Below are 22,781 nucleotides of genomic sequence, written 5' to 3'. Positions count from 1 at the left end.
GAAACCGCGGCCTGTCCGCGGTTTTATTTTATATAGGCAGGTAAATCGAGGATGCGCTGCTCTATCTCGGCAAACAGGCGCTGGTAGGCCGCAGACTGCACATCGCCAAAGCGCCGGGCAAACTCCGCCTCGGGGATCCCCTCTTCCAGCCCGACTATGCTGGGGAAGAAACGCTCCTCAGCGCCCGATTGCATCAGCGTTTCCACAAACACCCGCGCCGCAAACTCGCTATCAAGGGTATGCGCCAAGCTTACTCCGGCACGATCGGCGGCCAAGTCGGCAAAGCTAAAGCCCGAGCCACCTTCGCGCGCATCGAACAACTCTTTGAATTCACCGATTGCGAGGCTCACGCCATGCTCGGCAGCCAGCGCAATAGTCGCCGAGTAGACATAGTGCAGCGCCAAATCATTGCGCCCGGCTAAGGTCGCCCCATAGCGATAGGGCTGGAGGGCCTCAAACACCCCTAACTGACGGCCTAATGCGCCGCGAAACGGCCCTTGAGTAAAGTGCAGGCTGAACGCCCAAAGCATCGCCTCCAACTCTTGGCTGAATGAGGCATCGACACTTTGCTGCCACACCTCGTGACTCAAGCCCTGCAGATAGTGGCCCAGTGAGTCGCCCTGCGCCTGAGCATCCAGCAGCAACGCGTGGCGGTAGTAGTGCAGCACCCGTTGTTGCACCAGCGGATCCGGCGGGTCGAAGTTCACCGCCTCTTGCGCCAGTTTCAGCGCCACCACCACATCACGGCTTAGCGCCAGATCGAGCTGCTGAGGATCAATCGAGAGCGAAGTGACCGACTGCTCCAAACGGCTGAACGCCTGCTGGTCACTGAGCGTATCGAGAAGCGCAAGTGCCTGTCGCTTCAACCATGGCCCGGGCAGGCGCAGCCAGCCCACACGCAACTGGCCGAGAGCAACGCCACCAGCCGAGGGGTTCACCGCTATCTGGACATTGAGGTAGCGCGACAGTGCCGGAACCGGTAACGCGATGCTGGCATCCACCAGCAGCTGTTGCCCACTCAGCTGGGCGTGCATATTCAGCGGGGCAAGCGCGTAGGAGGCCAGCTCAGATAACTGCGTCACCTGCTGATCAGAGAGCTGTAGCTGAAAGTCCTGATCGCTTAGATAGAGCTGCTGGGCAAACTGCTGGACCAGTTGCTTGGCCGCCACCACCGTTTGGGTTTGGGGTGGCGCCACCTCGACCTTCGAATGGCTATCGGTCAACGACCACAACAGCAGCGCCACGCCAAGGCCCAGTAACAAAAGCGCGACCATCAAGCCGCGCAGCAGTCTTAGCACGGTTTAGCCATCCTTTAACCATTGCGCCACATCTTTGGCGAAGTAGCTGAGAATACCGTCGGCACCGGCGCGCTTGAAGGCTAGCAAAGATTCCATCACCACCGCTTCGCGCGCCAGCCAGCCTTGTTGTGCCGCGGCTTGCAGCATCGCGTACTCGCCGCTGACCTGATAGGCAAAGGTGGGGACCTGGAAGGTATCTTTTACCCGGCGAACAATATCGAGGTAGGGCATGCCCGGCTTGACCATCACCATATCAGCGCCCTCTTCGATATCCAGCGCCACCTCGTGCAGGGCCTCGTCGCCATTGGCCGGGTCCATCTGGTAGGTAAACTTATTACCGCCCTTTAGGTTTCCAGCGCTGCCCACCGCATCGCGGAACGGGCCGTAGAAGCTGGAGGCATACTTGGCCGAGTACGCCATGATCAAGGTGTTTACGTGGCCAGCCTCTTCCAGCGCTTCACGAATAGCCCCGATACGGCCATCCATCATATCTGAAGGCGCCACCACATCAGCGCCAGCCGCCGCATGGGATAAGGCCTGCTTCACCAGCACTTCGGTGGTCAGGTCATTAAGCACATAGCCGTCATCGTCGATGATGCCGTCTTGGCCATGGGTGGTGAAAGGGTCGAGCGCCACATCGGTCATCACCCCAAGCTCTGGGAGGGCTGCTTTGAGCGCCCGCACCGCGCGTTGTGCTAAGCCGTCTTCGGCGTAGGCGGCCTCGGCCAGTAGTGATTTATCCGACTCAGGGGTCACCGGAAACAAGGCAATCATCGGAATGCCTAATGCCACCAGCTGTTCTGCTTCTTGTAGCAAAAGATCGATGCTGACACGCTCTACGCCCGGCATAGAGGCCACGGCCTCGCGCTGGTTCTCGCCTTCTAAAACAAACATGGGGTAAATCAGGTCGTCTACCGTTAGGCGCTGCTCTTGGGCCAAACGGCGGGAAAAATCATGACGGCGCATACGGCGCATACGGGTAGCGGGGAACAGACGAGGGGCACTCACTAATGACTCCTTCTTGAGAACAGGATCCTGGAAAAGCGATAACAAGCGGCATTAACCACGCGGTGAAAGCCAGCCTGCAGTTGGCTCTAATGTAAACCGAGATCACTAAAATAGCTATTGATGTAAAAAATCTGCCAGAATTCTAGGCCGCTCAAAGTTTCCCCACCGCGCTGTGTCAAGATAGCGATCTAGGTAAACGTTTCCAGTTTGATGTAGAATTGTTTCCCCAATCTCAGCCAACATATAGATTCTCGGGTGAAACCGTTTAACTTAAGAAGAGAGCAGAATGGCAACCATTAAGGATGTAGCCGCCGCCGCAGGTGTGTCCGTCGCAACCGTTTCCCGCGTGATCAATAACGGTCCGAAAGTTAGCGATAAAAACCGCGCCAAGGTGAAACAGGTGATGGTAGATCTTGGCTACCGCCCCAATGCCAATGCCCGCGCCTTGGTAACCCAAAGCAGCCCAACCCTGGGCTTGGTGTTCAGTGAGCTGACCGACCCCTTCTTTGCCACCCTCGCTGGCGGTGTGGAGAAAATCGCCCGCGAACATCATCGCCAGCTGTTGATCTCCAATGGCTTAGTCAGCGCCGACACCGAACGACAGGCGATTGAAACGCTATTGGAGCAGCGCTGCGAAGCGCTGGTAGTGCACTCTAAAGCCCTAAGCGACGATGAGCTGATCGCCTACGCCGAAGCCAATCCCGCTATGGTGCTGATTAACCGCCATATCCCGCAGATTGCCCATCGCTGTGTGTGGTTGGACAACCGCGCCGGCGGCGAAGCTGCTGGGCGCTACTTGATGTCCTTAGGCCACCAGAAGATTGCCTGCGTATCTAGCCGCTATCACATTGAAGATCCCCAGTTGCGTTTGGAAGGGCTACAGCAGGCCTTGGCAGAAGCTGGCCAGCCGCTGGCCGATATCGCCATCGAGCACGGCGACCCGAACCAAACCGGCGGCGAAGTCGCCACGCAGAATCTGCTATCGAAGAATCTCGGCGCCACCGCTATCGTGGTGTACAACGATGCCATGGCCTCAGGGGTGATCTCGGTGCTTACCGACAATGGCTACCGAGTACCGGAAGATGTATCGGTAATCGGCTTCGATGACGTGTTGCTATCGCGCTACTTGCGCCCTAAATTGACCACCATGCGCTATCCCATTGAGATGATGGCGATGGAAGCGGCCGAGATGGCCTTGAGCCTGTCCAGCGGCAAAACAGTGAGCGATTGCCACAAGTATGTGCCCACCTTGGTCAAGCGTGATTCGGTATTGGCCTTGCGCGACTAGCTTTCACTCATCTGCAGATAGTAAAAGGGACGCCGCGGCGTCCCTTTTGATTCAATGCGCATCACTTAGTTATCGTAAAGAGTAATCGCGCTCGGCTCGCTTATCGCATAGCCCACCGTGGCCATGTCCTGCACGTCCCGGATCTCGGTGCGAATGGTACCTTCAACCCAAACCGGTTCCCACCAGTCTTCCAGACGGAAACCTTTTTCGGTGGTGACATAAACGATCTGGTTGGGCGGCGGCGGCGGGTAGTGGATACATGCGCCAAAATAAGGCACCAGCAAAAACTCGGTCACCATATCCTGATCACCTTCCAGCGGTACCACAAAGCCCGGAATACGGATCGGTGTGTTGTTCAGCTCTTCGTTGAGGCTGACATTCAGGTTCTGCTGGGCCTGCGCCATGGGGTCATCATGATCGATCTCTGGTTCTTCATACCAGATCCCACGCTCACTCTCAGGGAGCAGGCTTTCCCAGACCTCTACGCCGGACTCATCTTCGGCCCAGACTAATGTGCTGAATAGCGCCAGCACCAAGGCAATTACTCTCATCTCGATCCCCTATACTCGAATGCTCATGCCGTCGTTCAACGAGTAACGATAGGCACGCCAGGCCGGAATCATACCGCTAAACGTCCCAACCATCACTACTGCTAGCAGCATTTGCCACTGACTGTTACTCAGACCACCCAAAGTCAGATAAAGTCCCATCTGATTGAGCATAAACGGCTGCAATGCTGCTAATAAAGCATACTTTAGCAGTGCCCCAAGGATCACACCTGCCACACTGAGCAATAGCGACTCCAACACCAGTAACAGGAAGATCTGATACGGACGCGCCCCCACCGAGCGCAGAATCGCCATTTCCCGGCGGCGCTCTTTAAGGCTTGCCAGCAAGGCGGCCAACATACTCAGCAGGCCGGTCAATACCACACATACCGACACAGCCAGCAGTGCTTGCTCGGCCATACCTAGTACGCCCCACAGCTCCTGCAGGGCCACACCGGGTAAGATGGCCAGCAATGGCTCGGCCCGGTAATTATTGATGGCACGCTGCTGAGTAAACACCTGCACCCGCGAGTTCATCCCCATCAAAAAGGCGGTGATGGACTTAGGCTCTAGCTGCTCTGCGGTATAGCCGTCAGGCTGGACCGGCATATGGATCGCTTCAATGGCATCCAGCCCCACCATGACCGAGCGGTCCACCGGCGTGCCGGTTGGCGCAAGGATACCCACCACCTCGAAGGGGTGTTGGTCATGCACGTTAAAGCTGATCTCTGCCACGCCGTGGGCCACCACAATCTCTTGGCCCAGCTCGTAACCGAGTGAGCGCGCCACTTCTGCGCCAAGCACTGCTTCAAAGGTGGTCTCGAAGCCATTGCCTTGGGCAAAGCTCAGCGGCTCACGGCGACCATAGCGGTAGTACTCGAAGAAATCGCTGTTGGTACCCACCACCCGATAGCCTCGGTGCGAATCCCCCAAGGCGATCGGAATAGTCCACTTCACGTTGCGCTGGGCGGCAATGTCCTGATAGGACGACCAGCTGATGTTGTTGGTGGCATTACCGATGTGGAAGATTGAATACAGCAACAGTTGGGTTTGGCCACTGCGTGCGCCGACGATCAAATCGGTACCGGAAACGGTAGAGGCAAAGCTCTGCTTGGTTTGCAGACGCAATTGCTCAACCCCCAGCAGCAGCGCAACACTCAGGGCGATGGTCATAACCGTCAACAACGCCGAGGAGCGGCGCGCCCACAGGCTATGCCACGCCAGATTAGCTAACTTCATGGTGACCTCCACGATTAAGCTGAGCCAGCGACCAGGTTTGATCGAAGCGCTCGGCCAGCGCTTCATCGTGACTGACCAGCAGCAGGCTGCTCTCGCCCAGTTGCAGCTCAGCCATCAGCAGATCCATGAAGCGCTCACGGTTAACCGAGTCCAGCGCCGAGGTCGGCTCGTCGGCAATCAACAACGCTGGTGAGCCAATCAAAGCGCGGGCAACGGCCACCCGCTGCTGCTGGCCAATGCTGAGGTTGGATACTGGCTTGGCGAGCGCAGAGTCGGGGATCTGCAGATGGTCGAGCAGGCGCAAAGCCTCCTGCTTCACCGAGCCACCTCGCTGCTGCGCCTTGGCTCGGCGCAACTTGGAGAACTGGCAGGTCAGCATCACGTTGTCCAGCACCGACAGGTAGGGCAGCAGGTTAAACTGCTGGAACACATAGCCCATATGATCGGCACGCAGCTGGTCGCGCTGATGCTTACTCATACTCAGGCAGTCCTTGCCGAGAAAGTGCAGGCTGCCGGAATCGGGTTGAACCACGCCGGCAACCACACTCAACAGTGTCGATTTGCCACAGCCAGATGGCCCGTGGACAAACACCTGCGAGCCGGCATCCAGCGCCAGCTGGTCAATATCCAGTACCGGAGTTTGCTCGCCGGGCCAGCTGTAAGTCAGCTGGCTCAGGCTTAACAGCTGCTCGCTCATACTACAGTGCCAAGCGAGTTTGCTGAGGCGTCAGCTCCACCTGAGTTTGACCAGACTCAGTCGCCACCTGCACATTCAAGCGTTGCAAGCTTGGGAAGTGATCGAACAGTTGTAGGTCCAAGCCATTCAGCTTCTCCGGGTGATGGCAGTGAAGATGGTAGTGGTAGGCAACATCGGCATGGCCATGCTCGTGGTCGTGGTCATCATGCTTATCATGGTCATGATGATCGTGGTCATCGTGCTTATCATGGTCATGATGGCCGTGGTCATCATGCTTGTCATGGTCATGATGATCGTGGTCGTCGTGATCATGATGGTCGTGGCCGTCATGATGATCATGCTCGGCAGCGGCAATAGTGAGCTCACCCCATTCCGCTTCTACTTTCTCTAATTCACACTCGGCCGCCGCAGGCAGGCCCAAGGTGGCAGGATTTGCCAACAAGGTCATTGCGCGTTCGATAGCCACTCGCTGCTCAGCGTTTTGCGGTGCATGCTCAAAGCCCACCAGGTTGTCAGCAGGGCTGTGGAATTGCAGCTCCAGCTCATCACCTTCGCTGGCTAGCAATAATTCCGCCACACCATGTTGGTGAGCGCCGTGACCCGCCGCAACTGAAGCCGCGCTGAAAAGGGCTGCGCTGATGGCAGCAATAGTCGTAAGTTTCATTGTGAATCCTTGTTAGTTAAATAAGAGTAAAACGTTATAACTTACAAGGAGGGGGGTGGCGCCCGTGATAATCGAAAATAGGCAGCGGTATAGGTATAGCGGGCCAGCTGCAGAGCGACAAACTCACACCGTTCATCGCAAGCAGCCAGCACCACCGCAAGCCCCAACAATTGAAGCTGCAGTTGCCCGAAAGCCTGACAGGTGTGGCACTCGTCACCATTGTGCGGATGGGAGTCGCAGTGCACCCACCACATGCGCAGCAAGGCAGAGTGTTGCTGATGCAGATGGGCGACTAAGGCGTGACTATCCGAACACATGTGCGTAGTTAGACTCAGTTGGTTGGTAATAAAACGCTGGCTATCCTAGATAACCAGCATGACCGAAACGTGACAGTTGCCGGCGAAATCGATTTTAAGCGCCTGTCGCGGCGCTGTTTGCTCAGTCAATGGGCATATCGAGCAAACGAAGCGTGCTCTAGCACTGCCACTCTACTTGATAGCTGCTGAACTTGCGAATATTGATCACGCCGGTATCCAGCAGCAAATATTGCCCTTTAATACCCATGAGGGTGCCTTCTACCAAGGGGGCTTTATCGAGGTTAAAGCTGGTGATCTTGCTCGGATACTCTAGCACCGGGTAATCAATGGCCACATTCTCGCGCTGCGCCAACAGCTCAATCGCCTCTGCGCCGCGCTCCAGGGTGATCTGCTCGATGGCCGGGGCAACCGTCTCCAGCAAGCGATCGGCTTCGGCGGATAGATCGATATCCACCTGTTCTCCTTTGAGCATGGCCCGCCAGTTGGTTTTATCTGCCACGTGCTCTGCAATGGCGATCTCCAGCAAACCAGACACATGGCGGCTGCTCACTTTAGCAATCGCCAAGGCCTGGGTGGCCCCTTGATCAATCCAGCGAGTAGGCAGTTGGTTTTCGCGGGTAATCCCTACCTTAAGCCCGGAGGTGTTGGATAGATAAACATAGTGGGGGATCATGCAATGCTGCTCTCCCCACTCAGGCTCGCGGCATGTACCCTGCGCGAAATGACAGGTCTCTGGCTTCAAGATGCACATATCGCAGCGGGCCAGTTTCTTCATACACACAAAGCAGTGGCCCTGAGAGTAGCTTTTCTTGGTTTTCTTGCCACAGGCGCTGCAGTGGATCGCCTGCTTGAACTCGAAGCGAACGGTCTTCCCCAGATAGTCATTGAGGGGAACTTCCTGCTCGTCTAAGCGCATAAAGTAATTTACCGGCGAGTCCAGCTCCACTCGCATCTTATCGAGATGTCCCAGCATCAATGTATATCTTCCGTTGCCCTAAAAAAGCGCAGTGTAACGGCGTCACAGCAGGAAGAAAAGTGAAGTTAACGATAACCGCCGCAAGGGCTAATAGGGATACTCGATATCAGAACTAAGAGTATCAATCATGATCTGTCGTAGCTCGCCACTGTCGATGAGAACTTTCATTTCACGTTCAAACTGCCTGCGCAGTTGCTGACCAAGCTCGCTTAGTGAAAAACAAAAGTGGATAGGGAACTCAACCACGTTATCGACAAACACAAAGCCTTGACCCAGGTTACCCTGTTGCAACGCAATTTCCATATCCATTCGATAGTCAATTACCGCATCAATACGCTGAGCATTCAGTAGCTTCAGAATTACTGCTAAGTCGGCTAGCTCATGGTAATCAGCGGTTGCCGGCAGGGTATCGGCCCAGTCATAGCCAAGCCGTCCATATACCCGCTTGCCTTTCAAATCATCAAGGCCCGACCAAGTTTCGGCTAGCTCTTGGCTAATCGCAAGATCGGCGGTCTCCAAGCCAACCAGGTAGGGGGAACAGAACTGTTCCGGGATGGCATCCGGCGAGATCCCCATCGCCATATCCACCGCATCATGCTGTACCAGCGCGATACTGCGCAGATAAGGGACAAAGCGGACCTCATACTCACGCTCAGGAAAAACGCGATTGAGGATGGAAAAGTAATACCCTGTCAGGTCGCTGTTGGAGTAGTCCTGCCACTGCTCGGTGGCAACGCTGAATGGCTTGGCGGGGAGACTCGCAAAGCCAAGTAACAACACCAATACGCACAGTAATTTATGCACGGCTAAGCCATATAGAGGATTATATCTGAAAGCTTAGCAAACGCTGTTAGATCAGTTTGTCGATCTCTTCCTGAGTTTCACTCATATCCTCGTGCGAGGCATCACCCACTTTAAACTTACCGGCACCCTGCAACATCGCGGCGATTAGATCAGGGGCATTGAACTTGGTGAGGGCGTCGTTGGCTCCCACCTGTTTGGCGCGATCGACGCTGATCTCACTCGACAGCGAGGTGTGGAGGATAATAAAGGCATCGGCCAGCTTGGGATTTGAGCGCACCTCAAAGGTCAGCTCGTAGCCATCCAGGCCGGGCATCTCAATATCGCTCACCAGAATTTGGATGGGCTTATCATCGGCTGCCGCTTGTTCCATGACCTCCAGCGCATGGCGGCCGTTGTCCACCATATGGAAGCTCACCTCAATGCTATCGAGGGCGCGCTTTAGCTGGCGACGAGCGGTGGGCGAGTCATCCACCAGCAAGATCTCGCAGCGGCTAAGCATCGCTTGGTCGGCCAGGCTGATACTGATATCGTCCTGAATGAACTCATCGGGGAAGATCGATTCGAGCAGCATCTCAATATCCAACAGCTGAATCAGCTTGTCGTCGCTGCGGGTCACCCCGGAGATAAAGGCATTGCGTCCTACCGAGGCGGGCACCGAATCAATATCGTCCCAACGGCACTCGGTGATCTTATCGATACCGCGCACCATAAAGCCCACAGTTTGACGGCACACATCCACCACGATAATCGAGCAACTCTGGCGCTCTTCGGGGGTAATCGGACGGTAGCCCACGGCGGCAGGTAGGTCGATAACCGACAGAGTAAGCCCACGCAGCGAGGTTGAGCCCAACACATTAGGGTGCGAATGCGGCAGTGGTGTGAGCGGCATGCATGGCACAATCTCTCGCACCTTCAGGGTGCCGATAGCGAAAGACTGGTTAAGCGATAACCTGAAATGCAGCAAGCCTTGCGACTGACTGGTGGTGCTATGCATAGAGCGCTCTCCGGTTGTGATATTGCGACCATTCACATGAAATCACTAGGGATATTATCATGGTGCAACAACATTTATGCAGTGGCTGATCGACATATTCTGTTGAAATCACTGTTCATGGATCTCGCCACTAATCCCTTGCTTGTATCTTTGTATCCGAATCCAGCACGCAGCATTTAATTAGCAGTAGCTATCAAACCGATAAAAACAACCTTTTTTACCTATCGTTCGGTTTATCGGATACTAACACCATCAAACGAAAGCTACTCACCACTAGGAGTCACAAGATGCTAGAGAATAAAGAAGGACAACGCGTACCACAGGTTGTATTCCATACCCGTGAAGGCGATAGCTGGGTAGATATCAGCAGCGACGAGCTATTTGCTAACAAAACTGTTGTGGTATTTGCGCTACCTGGTGCATTCACCCCAACCTGTTCATCGACTCACCTGCCACGTTACAACGAGCTGGCAGATGTACTCAAGCAAAACGGCGTAGATGACATTGTTTGTCTGAGTGTGAACGACACCTTCGTGATGAACGCATGGCTGGCCGACCAAGAAGCCGAACACATTACCGTTATCCCTGATGGTAGCGGCGAGTTTACCGATGGCATGGGCATGCTGGTCGACAAAGCCGACTTGGGCTTCGGCAAGCGCAGCTGGCGCTACTCGATGCTGGTTAAAGATGGTGTTATCGACAAGATGTTCATCGAGCCCGACGTACCGGGCGACCCATTCGAAGTCTCCGATGCCGATACCATGCTGAACTACCTGAACCCAGAGGCCGCCAAGCCATCGGCTATCAGCATTGTTACCAAGCCAGGCTGCCCATTCTGCGCCAAGGCCAAGCAACTGCTGCACGACAAAGGCATGCGCTTTGAAGAAATCGTACTGGGCAGCGACGCTACCAGCGTAAGCCTAAAAGCACTGAGCGGTCGCAGCACCGTACCGCAAGTGTTCATCGATGGCCGCCACATCGGCGGTAGCGATGACCTTGAGCAACACTTGGCCTAAATGAAAGATAAGCAGCCCGCCCCGGTCCTAATCGGGGTGGCTGTAATCAGGAGAACAACATGACTGCCCCCTCTCAATTCGACGTCAAAGTAGCCATCCTTGGTGGCGGCACCGCTGGTTTGGCGGCCTACCGCGCAGCCAAAGAGCACAGTGACTCTGTAGTAATGATCGAGACCGGCCCTTACGGCACTACCTGTGCACGGGTTGGCTGTATGCCAAGCAAGCTGTTGATCGCTGCAGCAGAGAATGCTCACCAGTACGAGAAATCGGCCGCCTTTGGGGTAAACCTCGGCAAGCCTGAAATCGATGGCCACGCGGTGATGCAACGGGTTAAAAGTGAACGCGACCGCTTTGTGGGCTTTGTACTGGAATCGGTAGATAGCATTCCAAGCGATAATCGCATCGATGGCCGCGCCCGCTTCGTTGATGAGCACACGCTGGAAATCACCGCAGCAGATGGCCAAGTATCGACGCTTACCGCCGAACGAGTGGTAATTGCCACTGGCTCACGTCCAAGCTATCCGGCACCGTGGCAAGAGCTGGGTGACCGTCTGGTGGTAAACGATGACGTGTTTGATTGGGATACCCTACCGGAATCCGTTGCCGTATTTGGCCCAGGCGTGATTGGCTTGGAGTTGGGCCAAGCCCTTCACCGCCTTGGCGTAAAAGTGTTGATGTTCGGTGTGGGTGGTGTTGTCGGGCCGCTCAGCGACCCAGAGCTGCTGGCCTACGCCAACAAGACCTATGGCGAAGAGTTCTACCTCGACAGCGACGCCAAGGTTGAGAAGATCCAACGCGATGGCGATAAAGTGCTGCTCGGCTATCAAGACAAGCAGGGCGAGTACCAAGAAGCCAAGGTGGACTACCTGCTAGCTGCCACTGGCCGTCGCCCGAATGTGGATAATATCGGCCTGGAAAACCTGTCGATTGAGCTAGACCAGCGCGGTGTGCCAGTCGCTGACAAATACACCATGCAAACCTCGCTACCGCACGTATTTGTCGCCGGTGATGCCAGCAACCAGATCCCTTTGCTGCATGAAGCCGCCGACCAAGGCAAGATTGCTGGTGATAACGCCGGTCGTCCAAGCAATGATATCCGCGCCGGACTGCGCCGCACCTCGATCGCTGCAGTATTCAGCGACCCGCAGATCGCCATGGTGGGTGAGAGCTTCCGCGAAATCGAGCAGCGATTGGGTAAATGCGGCTGTTTTGAAGTGGGCGAAGTCAGCTTTGAAAACCAGGGCCGTAGCCGCGTGATGTTGGTAAACAAAGGTCTGGCGCATCTTTATGGTGAGCAGGGCACCGGTCGCTTCCTAGGTGCAGAGATCATTGGCCCGAATGCCGAGCACTTGGCACATTTGCTGGCTTGGGCGCATCAAAACCAGATGACTGTGGCGCAGATGCTTGATATGCCGTTCTACCATCCGGTTATCGAAGAGGGTGTTCGCACTGCACTTCGCGACCTAAATGCTAAACTGCATCTAGGACCTGAAATGATCGACGCATGTATGGAATGCGGTGTAGGTAGCTAGACCCCTACCTTAACCCTCCATCTAAGCAAGGCTTCGGCCTTGCTTATCTTTTTTCAGGGCTTGGGGTATGCTGAACTAAGTCGATAGCAAAGGAGGGCGGATGCTAAGACTGCTAGGGATCTGGATTTTAACTTGCAGCATGGCATGGGCCGGTAGCCTGATCGAGTCTGACCTGCGGGTATATGTCGCCAAGGACAGCCAGGTTCTACCTAACCGCTACCTTAGTATTCCGGATTGGCTAGAAGGGCTAACCCAGGTCGAGCAGGTCACCCCTGAACATCAAAGCTATTGGCTGGTTAAGCAAATCGTGATCAACGAGCCCGATCACTGGCTGGTCAACATCGATGGCAGCATGCTGCAAAAAGCCGATATCTACCTGTTCTCCGAAGCCAACCAGCTCTACCATCGAGCCAGTGGCTACAGCAAGCCTTCCCCACACGCATTTTCTTACGCAGCAACCATCGACACCCCAACCCTTGGCGGATACTGGTTGATCGTGCGCGTTTACTCCCCCTTCTATACCGGTCAACCGGATATCTCGATGCAACCCGAGAGCGAGTTCGCCAAGTACCAAGGCTGGCGACTCGGGCTAACCTCATTGGGCTTGGGCGGCATCTTAGTATTTGCCCTCTACCACTTGGTTCTGGCCGGGCTGGAGCGGCAATGGCGCTTTGTCCATTCCGGGCTGTTTATCTTGGTGTTCTCCGCGTTGATCGTCACCCGCTTCGAGTTAGAGCGCAGTATGTTGTCGCTCTACTCGATGCAGCTCTACCCCCTGCTCAGCCTGAGCTTGCCGCTGTTCAGCGCGCTCATGTTCAACAGCTACCTCAAACCCGGCAAAGAGATGCCCTTAGTGGGCTACAGCCTGCTGCTGTTACCGCTGGCCAGTATTGTGGCGATGGCGCTGTACAGCCAGTATCCGGCTTGGTTTGCCACTATCAGCCAATTTATGCGCTTGCTTACCGGCGCTATCGGCGCCTGGATCATTGCGCTCGCCTGCTACCTGCGTAAGCCCTATGCCAAGGTGTTCGCCGCCAGCTTTGTTTTCTGGCTGCTGGCAATTAGCTGTCTGTTTAGCCCCTTCTCCAGTGGCTTGGGATTGAGCCCGCAGTTGTCGGAGATGCAGGGCATTGGCTTCGCCTCTTTTGGTGTCATGGTGTTTACACTTGGTTTGGGACAGCAATACCGGCGTTGGCAGTTGCTCAGCCAAGACGTGAAGCAAAAGCTAGAGAATGAACGTAAGCAAGCGCGCCTTGACCCCTTAACTGGCCTAAGCAACCGTTTTGCCTTTGAGGAGTTTCTCAACCAGCAAAACGGTAAGGAGACGCTTTGTCTAGCGCTGGCTGATATCAACTCGCTACGCCAGCTTAACGAGACTGAGGGGCACCAGAAAGGCGACCAGCTGATCTGCTTGGTTGCCGACACCATGGAGCTGGTGTTCAAGAACAAAGCCCAGGTGTTCCGCATCCGTGGCGATAAATTTGCCATCGTCAGCCACCAGTTGGGCAAGAGTGAAATGCTCGACCAACTCGGTCTGGTAAACAAGATCGCCCGGCTTAACAGCAGCGAGAGAACCGGCCTGAGTCTGGGCTGTGCCTACAAGAAAAAATCGGATGATCGCAACCTGCTGTTCTACCAAGCAGACAACGCATTAAGAGAAAACCAGCGTCAACGCAAAACCCCCTGCGAGGTATTGTCCATCAGGCGCTAAGCTTCGGTATACTGACGGGGTTTCCCATTACCGGAGTTTGCTTTGGACATTCAACTGAAGGGCAATGTAGCCAGAAACTGCCATCCACCGGGCCTACAAGCCTATCTGCAACAGCAAGCCAATTATATACGCCAGCAGCCAGCAATCAGTGGTGCCAAGAAGGTGTTAATCCTCGGCGCGTCTTCGGGCTTTGGCCTGGCTTCGCGTTTGGTGCTAAGTGAAGCGGGTGGGGCAGATACCATCGGCGTATCCTTTGAGAGGGGCCCAAGCGAGCGCGGCATAGGCACGGCAGGTTGGTACAACAACATTTACGCTAAGCAGCTGGCTGAAGAGAAAGGGCTAATCGCCAAGAACTTCGTCGCAGACGCCTTTCAAGCAGACACCCGCAAACAGGTTATCGACTACATCAAACGCGAGTTTGGCGGCAAGATCGACCTGGTTATCTACAGCCTTGCCACTGGCCGTCGTGTCACCGAATCGGGCCAATGGCAATCGGTGCTAAAAACTACCAGCGAGCCGCTAACTGGCTACAGCATCAACCTCGAGCAGCAGCAGCTAGAGCAACAAACCGTTGAGGTCGCTAACGCGCAGGAGATTGACGCCACTACCAAGGTAATGGGAGGCGAAGACTGGCAGCTCTGGATGGAAGAGCTGCAACAGGCGGGGGTACTGGCAGAGGGCGCCAATACCATCGCCTATTCCTACATTGGCCCAGAGCGCACCTCGGCCATCTACCGCGAAGGCACCATTGGCTACGCTAAACAGCATCTGCATGCCACGGCCGATGCGCTCAACCAACAGCTACAAGACAGCGTCGGCGGCAGCGCCTATGCCTGTGTGTGCAAGGCCCTGGTGACCAAGGCCAGCGTCTACATCCCGGTGATGTCACCGTATATCGCACTGCTCTACAAGGTGATGAAGCAACAAGGTCTACATGAAGAGTGTACCGAGCAGGCCTACCGACTGTTCAGCGAGCGACTCTATCCCGCTGATGGACAAGCGGTTACCGATAAGCAGCGACAGATCCGCATCGATGATTGGGAGCTCTCGGCCGAGGTGCAATCGCAGATAGACCAGCTGTATAACAGCATCACGCCCGAGAACTTCAAGCAAACAACCGACTACGCCGGCTACCGCCAAAGCTTTGAAAGGCTCAATGGCTTTGCCGTGGAAGGGGTCGATTATCAGCAAGCCCTAAACATCGACGCACTGAGTCAGCTACGCCCATGATTGAGATACGTTCCATCACCAGCGAACAGACCCTACCCATTCGCCATCAGGTGCTATGGCCAGACTACCCGCTGGATTTTTGCCGGGTACCGGAAGATGAGCAGGGGCTGCACTTGGGCGGCTATATCGATCAACAGCTGGTGATCGTCGCCTCGCTGTATTTAAGTGACAACAAGATGCGGCTGCGCAAGTTTGCCTGCTTGCCCGAGCATCAATCGCGCGGCTATGGCGGCGCAATGTTGACCCATATGCGCCAGTTGGCGAAACAGCATGCTGCACAGCAGCTGTGGTTCGACGCCCGCGAAAGCGCCATCGCCTTTTATCAGCGCCATGGCTTTAAGGTGATCAGCGAGCGCTTCTTCAAAGAGGATGTGCCCTACGTGAAAATGGGCAGCGCCTTGTAACACCCAAGATACATTGCGTAACTAAATCGCGGCCAAAAAAAAGAGAAGCTCAACGCTTCTCTTTTTAATTCTGTCGGTCAACAAAGGTCAGATCTTATATCTTTCCAAGTTATCCTTTCCTTAGGACAACGTGGCTAATCTACTCGATAGCCCTTTATTTCTGCAAGCGTTTTCAATATTCGCATAGCTAAAATATTGATCAACCTCACTATATTTCCCATTTGTTACATAGAGATGGCTAATTGCCGCTACTGACTAAATAGATATCAAAACGATGGCTTTTGGTATCTACGGTGGCGCTGCCCTTCCGCCCTGCTAAAGGCTCTGCATAGGAAGGTCGTTTCACCACCACCCGTTTAGTCGCTACTGCTAAGGCCTTATCAAGCAATGCATCGGCGTCCTCGTCGGCGCCGACCAGCGATTGAAACATCCGCATCTCTTTTTTAACTTGCGCGCTCTTCTTGCGATGAGGGTACATCGGGTCCAGATAGACCACCTCAGCGCTGTGGCGCTGCGGATCGAGCCCTTGGTCGTGGGCACAAAACTCCAGACTCATTCGCTGTGACACCCATTCACCCAGTTGGCTATCGGCCAGTGCCCGACGCAGACCATCCGCCAGCAAGGCCGCGACCATCGGCACCCGCTCCAACATGTGCACCTGACAGCCGAGATTAGCCAGCACGAAGGCATCTCGCCCCAAGCCTGCGGTGCCGTCAATTACGCTAGGTCTGGCGCCCTTTTTCACGCCAACCGCGCGTGCCACCGCTTCGTTGCCACCAAAGTGGCGGCGGTGGGCACTGCGCCCGGCGACGAAATCGACCTGCACACCCGCCATTTTGGGCTCATCACACCAGCGCAGGCACAACGCATCACCAGCGAGCTGTAAGCAAAAGCCACTGTCAGGAAGGGCCGCTACGGCTTGCCAATTTAGGTTAGCCGGGAGGCAGTCAAGTAGCGAGATCGAGGTCTCGCCATCAATAAACACAGGTACGGTATTAGCTTGCACGTGTCGGTCTTAAACGAAAATTTGCCTAAGTTTACCTGATACCCATCCACACAAGTAACTGCTCATTGTTGCTGATTGACTTAGGACAGGGCCAACATGTCCATTGGCGTTGGTTTGCCGAAGTAGTAGCCCTGCGCATAATCGACCCCGATTTCCTGGAGAATTGCCAGGCTTTCAGCATCTTCAACAAACTCTGCAACGGTCTGTTTACCGAGCGTCTCCGCCAGTTGGTGGATACTGCGCACAATGGCAGCATCCTGGGCATCGTTGGCAATATCACGCACGAACATACCGTCGATCTTCAGGTAATCGATGGGCAGGCTCTTAATATAACCAAACGACGATAACCCGGAGCCGAAGTCATCCAGCGCCACCTTGCAACCCAAGGCACGTACCCGATTAAAGAAGTCGGTGGCAACTTGTAGGTTGGCGATGGCCACGGTTTCGGTGGTTTCAAAACAGAGCTTGTTCAGCGGCAGTGCACTTTGCTGTAAGTAATCAACCAGCCAGTTGATGAAATCACTGTTGCCAAGCGAGTGGCCCGAGAGGTTGATGGAGCACATGTTTAGCCGGGCCACGTGGCTAGGGGTTTCGCTTAACCATAACAGGGTTTTGGTGATAACCAAGCGGTCGATTTGATCGATTAAGTTGTAGTTTTCTGCCGCAGGCAGGAACAGGCCAGGCGGCACGATCCGCCCTTCTTCATCGATCATCCGAATCAGCACTTCGTAGTGCAGGTAGTCTTCACTCGGGCCACTGACTGGTACGATTTTTTGGGCATAGGGGATAAAACGGTCTTCGCGCAGCGCTTTTTGGATACGTGATACCCAGGCGACCTGACCTTGGCGGTGTTGGATTTCCTGCGCCTCGTCGTGGAAGATAAACACCCGGTTGCGCCCCAGCGCCTTGGCCGAGAAACAAGCGTTGTCGGCTTGCGCCATAATGCTCTGCACGCTGGCGCCGGACTCACGATCAAACATGGTAAGCCCCAGGCAGCCGCCAAAGCTGACCATGCGTTCGTCACGCACAAAGTGGGTGTCTTGCAACTTGGCTAGCAGCTCTTCGGCAATAGTGACCGCTTGTTTTTGATCTACGTCGGTCAATATCATGCCAAACTCGTCGCTGCCAAGGCGCGAGACGATCGCGTTTTCCGGTAGATGATGCTGTAGCACCCGCGCCACTTGTTGAAGGGCTTGGTCGCCACTGCCATGGCCAAAGCTGTCGTTAATTACCTTAAACTGAGACAGGTCGAGGTGCAGCATCGCGTGCTGCTGTTGTTCGGAGTGGTCCAGCAAGCGCTGCAGGTGGCGCTCTAAGTAGCCACGGTTATAGATCCCAGTGAGCGCATCGTAGTTAGCATGGAAGTTAAGGTCATGCTGCATTGCCTTGGCAACGGTGATGTCTTCACAGACAAACAGCACTAAGCCGCGATCGGGCAGCGACAATGCGCTCTCGCGGAACCAATACTCCTCACCGTCACGGTGATGGTAGGCCACCTCGCGGGTTTGCACCTGTTGTTGCTGGCCAAGCTTTAGCAAGTACTTGGGTAGGCAATGCTTCTCTTTCTCACTGATGTACAGACCACGTAGCTGCAGCAGCTCAATGCTTTGCCGCGAGTAGCCGAGATGATTGGCGAAGGCTTCATTGGCCATGCAAATCACCCCTAGCGGATTAACCATGAATAGCATCGCTGGGCTGCTATCGAACAGGTGGCGATACATCTCCTCACTCTCGGTCAGGGCTTGTTGCTGTACCTGCACCTGGTCTAAGTCACGCACTTCCAGCAATACACTCTCGGTTCGATAGCCGCTGTCCAACTTTGGCGTAAAACTGATATCCAATAAACGCCGCTGCTGATGGTAGGCAAACTGCCCAAAGTAAAGCACCAACTCGCCCTGACAGGCTTTAGTAAACTGCTCAGAAAATCCTGAGCGCATGCGATCAGGCCAGCGCAGATGCTCAAGAAAATGGTCACCGTCTGCAATGCGCTCTTCACCACCCAGTAAGCGCTGCATCGCACTATTGTGTTTAATCACCAAGCCATCCGCATCGAGCAGCGCCATCGCTTGATGGGCGCGGTTAAAGCCAGCCTCCCAGCGCGCTAGCGCCTCTTGCAAACGCTTGTGTTTGCGTTTTACGCGCAGCCACAACAGCAAGCAAAGCAGTAACAATAAAACGCCCAGCCCCCAACCGCTCAGTGACAAACCAATTTGTGCCACGGTGAAGCCAGGCTGGGCGGTATCATTCACCAAGCGAGCTGTTTCTGGTAGCTGTGAGCGGCTGATCCCCCAGCGCTTAAGCTGTTGGGAATCAAACACGAACTCTGCCTGCTCCGCGTCGCTCTGGCCCACCCGCCGGAAGTCTCGGCCTTGTAGTAACTTGTTCAAGATAACCGAGGTCTGTTCGCCAATTCGCGACGCACGGATTACCTTACCCCCCAGCGCTCCTACCCCAATCGGCAGCTCAGACAAGCTAAACAAGGGCACCCGCGCCAGGCTCGCAAGGCTCTCCATATTGTGACTATTGAGCGCGATGCCTTCGGCAACATGCTCACGGAAGACGGCAAATACAATCGCCTCACCGCTGGTCATGGTAGAGGCATGGGCTTTAAGCTCTTCATAATCCGCTTCTGTCCACAGCTTAACCTCTAAACCTTGCTGCTCAGCGAGCTCGGTGAAGCGTCGCCCTAAGGCCTCGCCAGTGGGGCCTGTGGATACCAGCAGGTGCAGGGTATGCAAGTTGGGAAGAAGCTGATGATACAGCGCTAGATTCTCAGCCAGCGGCAGCGCTTGCTGAACCACGATAATGCTTTGATTGTCGATGGGATCACTGACCGAAAACTCAGAGCGAACCGCGGCGATCACCGGGTACTGATAGTCTCTAAAGCCTTGTGAGTGCGTAGCAAGCTGGAGTGCGTAGTCGCCTAGCGTGACTACATAGTCGAATTGGTAGTAGAGCATCAACTCGTTGAGTTGCTGCTCCTGAGCACGGCGGAACTCGGTAAAAGCCTCATCAACATATTGGATGCGGTGGTGATAAAACCACAGATCGGCCTGTCCCATGCCATGGTTAAGGCCTTCCTCAAACTGGGCATCCCAAATCACCCCGGCTTGATTGGCATTGAGTACCAGTACTCGGTAGGTTCTCGCTTCAAGAGCCTGTGTGCTGATTACCAGCCACAGCCCCAGGCCAATCCATAAGCCTCGCAGCACGCAATAAAACTCCCTTTTTCAATTTCTTAGCGCTAACTATAGCAAGATCTGGCGGGCTATCTATATGTGGCAGCACGATAACGCGACAATTCTTGAGCCTCACTCCCTAAAGCTGGCCACTCGAGCACTCAAAGTACAGGATTAGCAATAAGTTTAGGTATACACTGTGGCGCATAAAATTGTGCTAGGAAATCATCCCCTTAATTCATGTCAAATCACAGCGTATTACATATTTGTCTCAGTAAAGGTTGGGGCGGATTGGAAATGTACCCCATCCGAATGGGTACTCAGTTCCAACAACGCGGTTGGCGAGTTCTTGGCATATGCCTAGCAGGCACCCCCGTCGATAAGGCCATGCGCGAACAAGGCTTTAAGGTGTTCACCTTCGCCTCCAAAGCCAAAGCACTGCTCGCGGTTAGCGCAATTAATCGCTGGCTGAATCGCCAGCAATGTCAGCTGATGCATTGCCACAAGTCAGGGGATCTGCTGTTGGCAGCACTGCTCGATAGCCTACATAGACGTAGAGTGATATTTACCGAGCACATGGGGGGCAGCAGTAGCAAGCGTGACCTTTTCCATCGCTGGGTGTATCGCCATGTGGACCAGCTACTGTCGATCAGTGAGTTCACCAAAGCCAAAAACCTCAAGAACCTGCCAATTGATCCCACTAAAATTGCGCGACTCTGGTTAGGCACCGCGCCACCGCCCGCGGAGCTATCCACAGGAGATGTACTCAGATTACGCCGCGAACTCGGCTTACCAGATACCGCCCCAGTCATTGGGACCTTAGGGCGTATCGACCCGGGCAAAGGGCAACTACAGCTATTGGACGCATTCAAACAGCTTGTGGAACACGGTGATGAACAATCCCATCTATTGATCGTTGGTGGCTTGCAAGCGGATCAGGGGGCTGATTTGACAACGCTAGGCATGCTCAAAGATAAGATTGCCGAATATGGTTTAGCACAGCGCGTGCATTTACCGGGCTTTCGCAAGGACATTCACAACATGCTGTCCGTTATGGATGTGGTTTGCCTATTGTCTAAAGAGGAAGCCTTTGGCTTAACCGCCATTGAAGCGATGATGGCAGGGCGGGTTGTGCTTGGCGCTGATAGCGGGGCAATTCCAGAGCTACTCGATAATCCCGCACTCACGGTACCTTTTGATAACCCCGCCAAGATCGCCACAACATTGGAGAAGCTTATCGCCGATGATGACAAACTCGCGTTAGCCGCTGGTTTGAAAACACGCGCCGAGAAACACTTTTTACTGGAGACGCATTTAGCCCAGTTAGAGAAATATTACTTGAACGGTGAATAATCAAACACATCGAGTGATACTATTATTTATAGCCACAGCTCGATGTTCGCTAAATGGCGCCGCGAGCTTGTTAGACACTTGTCTGCATGTTAGATTCCCTGAAATTAACAAACTGAAACCTAGCCGTAGTTAATAGGTTAAACAGTATCGTAATCGTATAAAGCTTGCTTGGATACTCGTCATTGATGACCCCTCCCTATGCGCAGTCTCTCTGGATTGGTTCTAGCCTCTCCAAGGTAGAGCAATTGTCTTTGGCCTCGTTCATCGCCAACGGTATGCCCTTTGTACTTTACGTTTATCAAGACGTGAAGAATGTGCCCGACGGCGTAGAGATCAAAGATGCCAACACCATTCTAGATGAGAGCAAAGTATTCAAGCACGTAAAAGGAAGTTTCGCGCCATTTTCAGATCTGTTCAGAATCTCGCTACTGCAGCAAACTGATGGCTACTGGGTGGACACCGATATGGTGTGTTTGAAGCCTTTCGATTTCAGCCAAGATAACGTGTTTGGCCTGGAGTCTGATGACAAGGCAAACACCGCCGTGTTAAGACTCGCCAATAATGACAGCTTACTTACCACTATGAGTGAGTATTGCTCTCACCCTAGCAAGCTTCAGCCCTACGACTCACGCCGCACCGCCAGAAATAAAATCAAGCGCAAGCTACAGTTTAAAAACCAGTATCGGAATGTGCGCTTTGGGGAAACCGGCCCAGAGCTGATAACCAGTATCTTGAAGCATCAGCAACGCTTCGATGAAGCCCTGCCGTTTAGTGCGTTTTACCCGATTCACCATAGCAGCGCCGCCGCCATGTTTAGCAAAGGTTCTCAGCAACTAAATGCCTTGCTGGAGAACAGCTACGCGGTGCACCTTTGGAATGAGGTATTAAGAAAGCGTGGCGTAGATAAAAACGCTGGCTTTGAGCCCGATTCCTTGGTGGGCTCGCTAGCCAAACGTTTTCTTTAACAGCCTATTCTCTTTGAACGGCCTAAAAGTGGTAACGCAGTGAGATGCCGCCAGACAAGATGTCAACGAAGATATCGGGCCGCTCACTAGGACGGTCACCCTCCTCAGTGCGGCGGTTGCGGGTAAGCGTATCGCCACTTTTCACATCCAGCACCAGACTCAGGTTCTCGGTGAGAAAGTTTCTTCTCTCCAACGTCGCGCCATAGTAAAGGCCGTAGGCAGGCAGGCGGTAATCATAGCTGGCCGCACCAATAAACGCCCCAGCACGCCAGCGGCTGGAAAACGCGTACTGATAGTCCAGTGCACGCAAACCACAAAACCAGTTACCGTCGTAGCGATCCACATCGAGGCGGATCCCCAAATGATGCTTGTCAGAGAACGCACGCGAGACACCGATCCCGGCGTGTGCGCTTCCTTTTACTGAGCTGAAGTCATGGCTGGGGTCTTCCTTGACCTCGTTGTACTTAATGGCATACAAGTTGGCACCTGCCTCAACACTTACCTCATAGGCCATGGCTGGCAACGAGCACAACAACAGGGAACCTAAAAGAG

The 22,781-nt window shown here is 54.4% G+C and carries 21 protein-coding genes; 8 read left to right on the top strand and 13 right to left on the bottom strand.

The features are described 5' to 3' along the window. Positions 1-23: 23 nt before the first annotated feature. Both G462_RS0106050 and hemB read right to left on the bottom strand, forming a co-directional pair. The gene (locus G462_RS0106050) at positions 24-1,298 is read right to left on the bottom strand and encodes a YfiM family lipoprotein (protein ID WP_026958203.1); all 1,275 of its coding nucleotides are present in this window, start codon (positions 1,296-1,298) and stop codon (positions 24-26) included. 3 nt (positions 1,299-1,301) lie between these two features. Then, positions 1,302-2,306: a porphobilinogen synthase gene (hemB, locus tag G462_RS0106045; RefSeq protein ID WP_026958202.1), complete on the bottom strand. Its 1,005-nt coding sequence runs from the start codon at positions 2,304-2,306 to the stop codon at positions 1,302-1,304. Positions 2,307-2,592: 286 nt separating this feature from the next. Between hemB and G462_RS0106040 the strand changes: the two genes are divergently transcribed. Further along, complete coding sequence (locus G462_RS0106040; protein WP_026958201.1) at positions 2,593-3,594, top strand: LacI family DNA-binding transcriptional regulator; 1,002 nt, start codon at positions 2,593-2,595, stop codon at positions 3,592-3,594. 65 nt (positions 3,595-3,659) lie between these two features. Here the strand turns inward: G462_RS0106040 and G462_RS0106035 are convergent, their stop codons facing one another. The 8 genes from G462_RS0106035 to G462_RS21870 all read right to left on the bottom strand — a co-directional run bounded on the left by G462_RS0106035 (position 3,660) and on the right by G462_RS21870 (position 9,833). Then, a complete protein-coding gene (locus G462_RS0106035; RefSeq protein ID WP_035476889.1) occupies positions 3,660-4,145 on the bottom strand; it encodes a DUF3299 domain-containing protein in 486 nt (161 codons plus the stop codon). A gap of 9 nt (positions 4,146-4,154) precedes the next feature. Further along, complete coding sequence (locus G462_RS0106030) at positions 4,155-5,381, bottom strand: ABC transporter permease (protein WP_026958199.1); 1,227 nt, start codon at positions 5,379-5,381, stop codon at positions 4,155-4,157. Beyond that, a complete protein-coding gene (locus G462_RS0106025; RefSeq protein ID WP_026958198.1) occupies positions 5,368-6,078 on the bottom strand; it encodes an ABC transporter ATP-binding protein in 711 nt (236 codons plus the stop codon). The genes G462_RS0106030 and G462_RS0106025 overlap by 14 nt, the downstream gene beginning before the upstream one ends. A 1-nt stretch (position 6,079) precedes the next feature. Continuing rightward, the gene (locus G462_RS0106020) at positions 6,080-6,742 is read right to left on the bottom strand and encodes a ZrgA family zinc uptake protein (protein ID WP_026958197.1); all 663 of its coding nucleotides are present in this window, start codon (positions 6,740-6,742) and stop codon (positions 6,080-6,082) included. Between the two features lie 41 nt (positions 6,743-6,783). Further along, positions 6,784-7,059: a hypothetical protein gene (locus G462_RS0106015; protein WP_026958196.1), complete on the bottom strand. Its 276-nt coding sequence runs from the start codon at positions 7,057-7,059 to the stop codon at positions 6,784-6,786. A 157-nt stretch (positions 7,060-7,216) separates the two neighbouring features. Next, complete coding sequence (locus tag G462_RS0106010; RefSeq protein ID WP_026958195.1) at positions 7,217-8,032, bottom strand: DUF2797 domain-containing protein; 816 nt, start codon at positions 8,030-8,032, stop codon at positions 7,217-7,219. 90 nt (positions 8,033-8,122) lie between these two features. Further along, a complete protein-coding gene (locus G462_RS0106005; protein ID WP_026958194.1) occupies positions 8,123-8,839 on the bottom strand; it encodes a substrate-binding periplasmic protein in 717 nt (238 codons plus the stop codon). 46 nt (positions 8,840-8,885) lie between these two features. Further along, positions 8,886-9,833 carry a chemotaxis protein gene (locus tag G462_RS21870; protein WP_051326562.1) on the bottom strand — a complete coding sequence of 316 codons (948 nt, stop codon included), beginning with the start codon at positions 9,831-9,833 and terminating at the stop codon, positions 8,886-8,888. A gap of 287 nt (positions 9,834-10,120) precedes the next feature. Here G462_RS21870 and G462_RS0105995 point away from each other — a divergent pair, with 287 nt between their 5' ends. From G462_RS0105995 to G462_RS0105975, 5 genes are all read left to right on the top strand, one after another. Then, on the top strand, positions 10,121-10,849 hold the full coding sequence (locus G462_RS0105995; protein ID WP_026958193.1) for a glutathione peroxidase: 729 nt from the start codon (positions 10,121-10,123) through the stop codon (positions 10,847-10,849). Positions 10,850-10,908: 59 nt separating this feature from the next. Then, positions 10,909-12,381 carry a dihydrolipoyl dehydrogenase gene (locus G462_RS0105990; protein ID WP_026958192.1) on the top strand — a complete coding sequence of 491 codons (1,473 nt, stop codon included), beginning with the start codon at positions 10,909-10,911 and terminating at the stop codon, positions 12,379-12,381. Between the two features lie 100 nt (positions 12,382-12,481). Then, the gene (locus G462_RS0105985; protein WP_026958191.1) at positions 12,482-14,092 is read left to right on the top strand and encodes a GGDEF domain-containing protein; all 1,611 of its coding nucleotides are present in this window, start codon (positions 12,482-12,484) and stop codon (positions 14,090-14,092) included. Between the two features lie 42 nt (positions 14,093-14,134). Further along, positions 14,135-15,322, top strand: a complete 1,188-nt coding sequence (fabV, locus tag G462_RS0105980; protein WP_026958190.1) for an enoyl-ACP reductase FabV — start codon at positions 14,135-14,137, stop codon at positions 15,320-15,322. Continuing rightward, on the top strand, positions 15,319-15,726 hold the full coding sequence (locus G462_RS0105975) for a GNAT family N-acetyltransferase (protein WP_035476886.1): 408 nt from the start codon (positions 15,319-15,321) through the stop codon (positions 15,724-15,726). Before fabV ends, G462_RS0105975 begins: the two co-directional genes overlap by 4 nt. Before the next feature lie 238 nt (positions 15,727-15,964). Here G462_RS0105975 and G462_RS21865 read toward each other — a convergent pair whose 3' ends face one another. Together G462_RS21865 and G462_RS0105965 are read right to left on the bottom strand one after the other, a co-directional pair. Further along, on the bottom strand, positions 15,965-16,705 hold the full coding sequence (locus G462_RS21865) for a class I SAM-dependent methyltransferase (protein ID WP_211234192.1): 741 nt from the start codon (positions 16,703-16,705) through the stop codon (positions 15,965-15,967). Between the two features lie 107 nt (positions 16,706-16,812). Then, positions 16,813-19,944, bottom strand: coding sequence for an ABC transporter substrate binding protein (locus tag G462_RS0105965; protein WP_026958188.1), 3,132 nt, complete (start codon positions 19,942-19,944; stop codon positions 16,813-16,815). Between the two features lie 207 nt (positions 19,945-20,151). Here G462_RS0105965 and G462_RS21860 point away from each other — a divergent pair, with 207 nt between their 5' ends. After that, the gene (locus G462_RS21860) at positions 20,152-21,264 is read left to right on the top strand and encodes a glycosyltransferase family 4 protein (RefSeq protein WP_051326561.1); all 1,113 of its coding nucleotides are present in this window, start codon (positions 20,152-20,154) and stop codon (positions 21,262-21,264) included. A gap of 185 nt (positions 21,265-21,449) precedes the next feature. Then, positions 21,450-22,229, top strand: coding sequence for a glycosyltransferase (locus tag G462_RS0105955; protein WP_026958187.1), 780 nt, complete (start codon positions 21,450-21,452; stop codon positions 22,227-22,229). A gap of 22 nt (positions 22,230-22,251) precedes the next feature. Here the strand turns inward: G462_RS0105955 and G462_RS0105950 are convergent, their stop codons facing one another. Next, the gene (locus G462_RS0105950) at positions 22,252-22,764 is read right to left on the bottom strand and encodes a hypothetical protein (protein ID WP_157378564.1); all 513 of its coding nucleotides are present in this window, start codon (positions 22,762-22,764) and stop codon (positions 22,252-22,254) included. Positions 22,765-22,781: the final 17 nt, after the last annotated feature.

The sequence above is a fragment of the Aliagarivorans taiwanensis DSM 22990 genome (assembly GCF_000429505.1).
Taxonomy (GTDB): Bacteria; Pseudomonadota; Gammaproteobacteria; order Enterobacterales; family Celerinatantimonadaceae; genus Aliagarivorans; species Aliagarivorans taiwanensis.
The sequence above is the reverse complement of the archived record's forward strand: the minus strand, read 5'-3'. Positions and strand labels throughout refer to the sequence as shown.

Bases quoted from the DNA above. Each gene is read 5' to 3' on its own strand.
- G462_RS0106020 (WP_026958197.1), bottom strand. From the start codon at position 6,742: ATGAAACTTACGACTATTGCTGCCATCAGCGCAGCCCTTTTCAGCGCG.
- G462_RS0105995 (WP_026958193.1), top strand. From the start codon at position 10,121: ATGCTAGAGAATAAAGAAGGACAACGCGTACCACAGGTTGTATTCCAT.
- G462_RS0105955 (WP_026958187.1), top strand. From the start codon at position 21,450: ATGACCCCTCCCTATGCGCAGTCTCTCTGGATTGGTTCTAGCCTCTCC.
- G462_RS0106015 (WP_026958196.1), bottom strand. From the start codon at position 7,059: ATGTGTTCGGATAGTCACGCCTTAGTCGCCCATCTGCATCAGCAACAC.
- G462_RS0106035 (WP_035476889.1), bottom strand. From the start codon at position 4,145: ATGAGAGTAATTGCCTTGGTGCTGGCGCTATTCAGCACATTAGTCTGG.
- G462_RS0106025 (WP_026958198.1), bottom strand. From the start codon at position 6,078: ATGAGCGAGCAGCTGTTAAGCCTGAGCCAGCTGACTTACAGCTGGCCC.
- G462_RS21870 (WP_051326562.1), bottom strand. From the start codon at position 9,833: ATGCATAGCACCACCAGTCAGTCGCAAGGCTTGCTGCATTTCAGGTTA.
- G462_RS0106030 (WP_026958199.1), bottom strand. From the start codon at position 5,381: ATGAAGTTAGCTAATCTGGCGTGGCATAGCCTGTGGGCGCGCCGCTCC.
- G462_RS0106010 (WP_026958195.1), bottom strand. From the start codon at position 8,032: ATGCTGGGACATCTCGATAAGATGCGAGTGGAGCTGGACTCGCCGGTA.
- G462_RS0105990 (WP_026958192.1), top strand. From the start codon at position 10,909: ATGACTGCCCCCTCTCAATTCGACGTCAAAGTAGCCATCCTTGGTGGC.
- G462_RS21860 (WP_051326561.1), top strand. From the start codon at position 20,152: ATGTCAAATCACAGCGTATTACATATTTGTCTCAGTAAAGGTTGGGGC.
- G462_RS0105985 (WP_026958191.1), top strand. From the start codon at position 12,482: ATGCTAAGACTGCTAGGGATCTGGATTTTAACTTGCAGCATGGCATGG.
- G462_RS0105975 (WP_035476886.1), top strand. From the start codon at position 15,319: ATGATTGAGATACGTTCCATCACCAGCGAACAGACCCTACCCATTCGC.
- G462_RS0106040 (WP_026958201.1), top strand. From the start codon at position 2,593: ATGGCAACCATTAAGGATGTAGCCGCCGCCGCAGGTGTGTCCGTCGCA.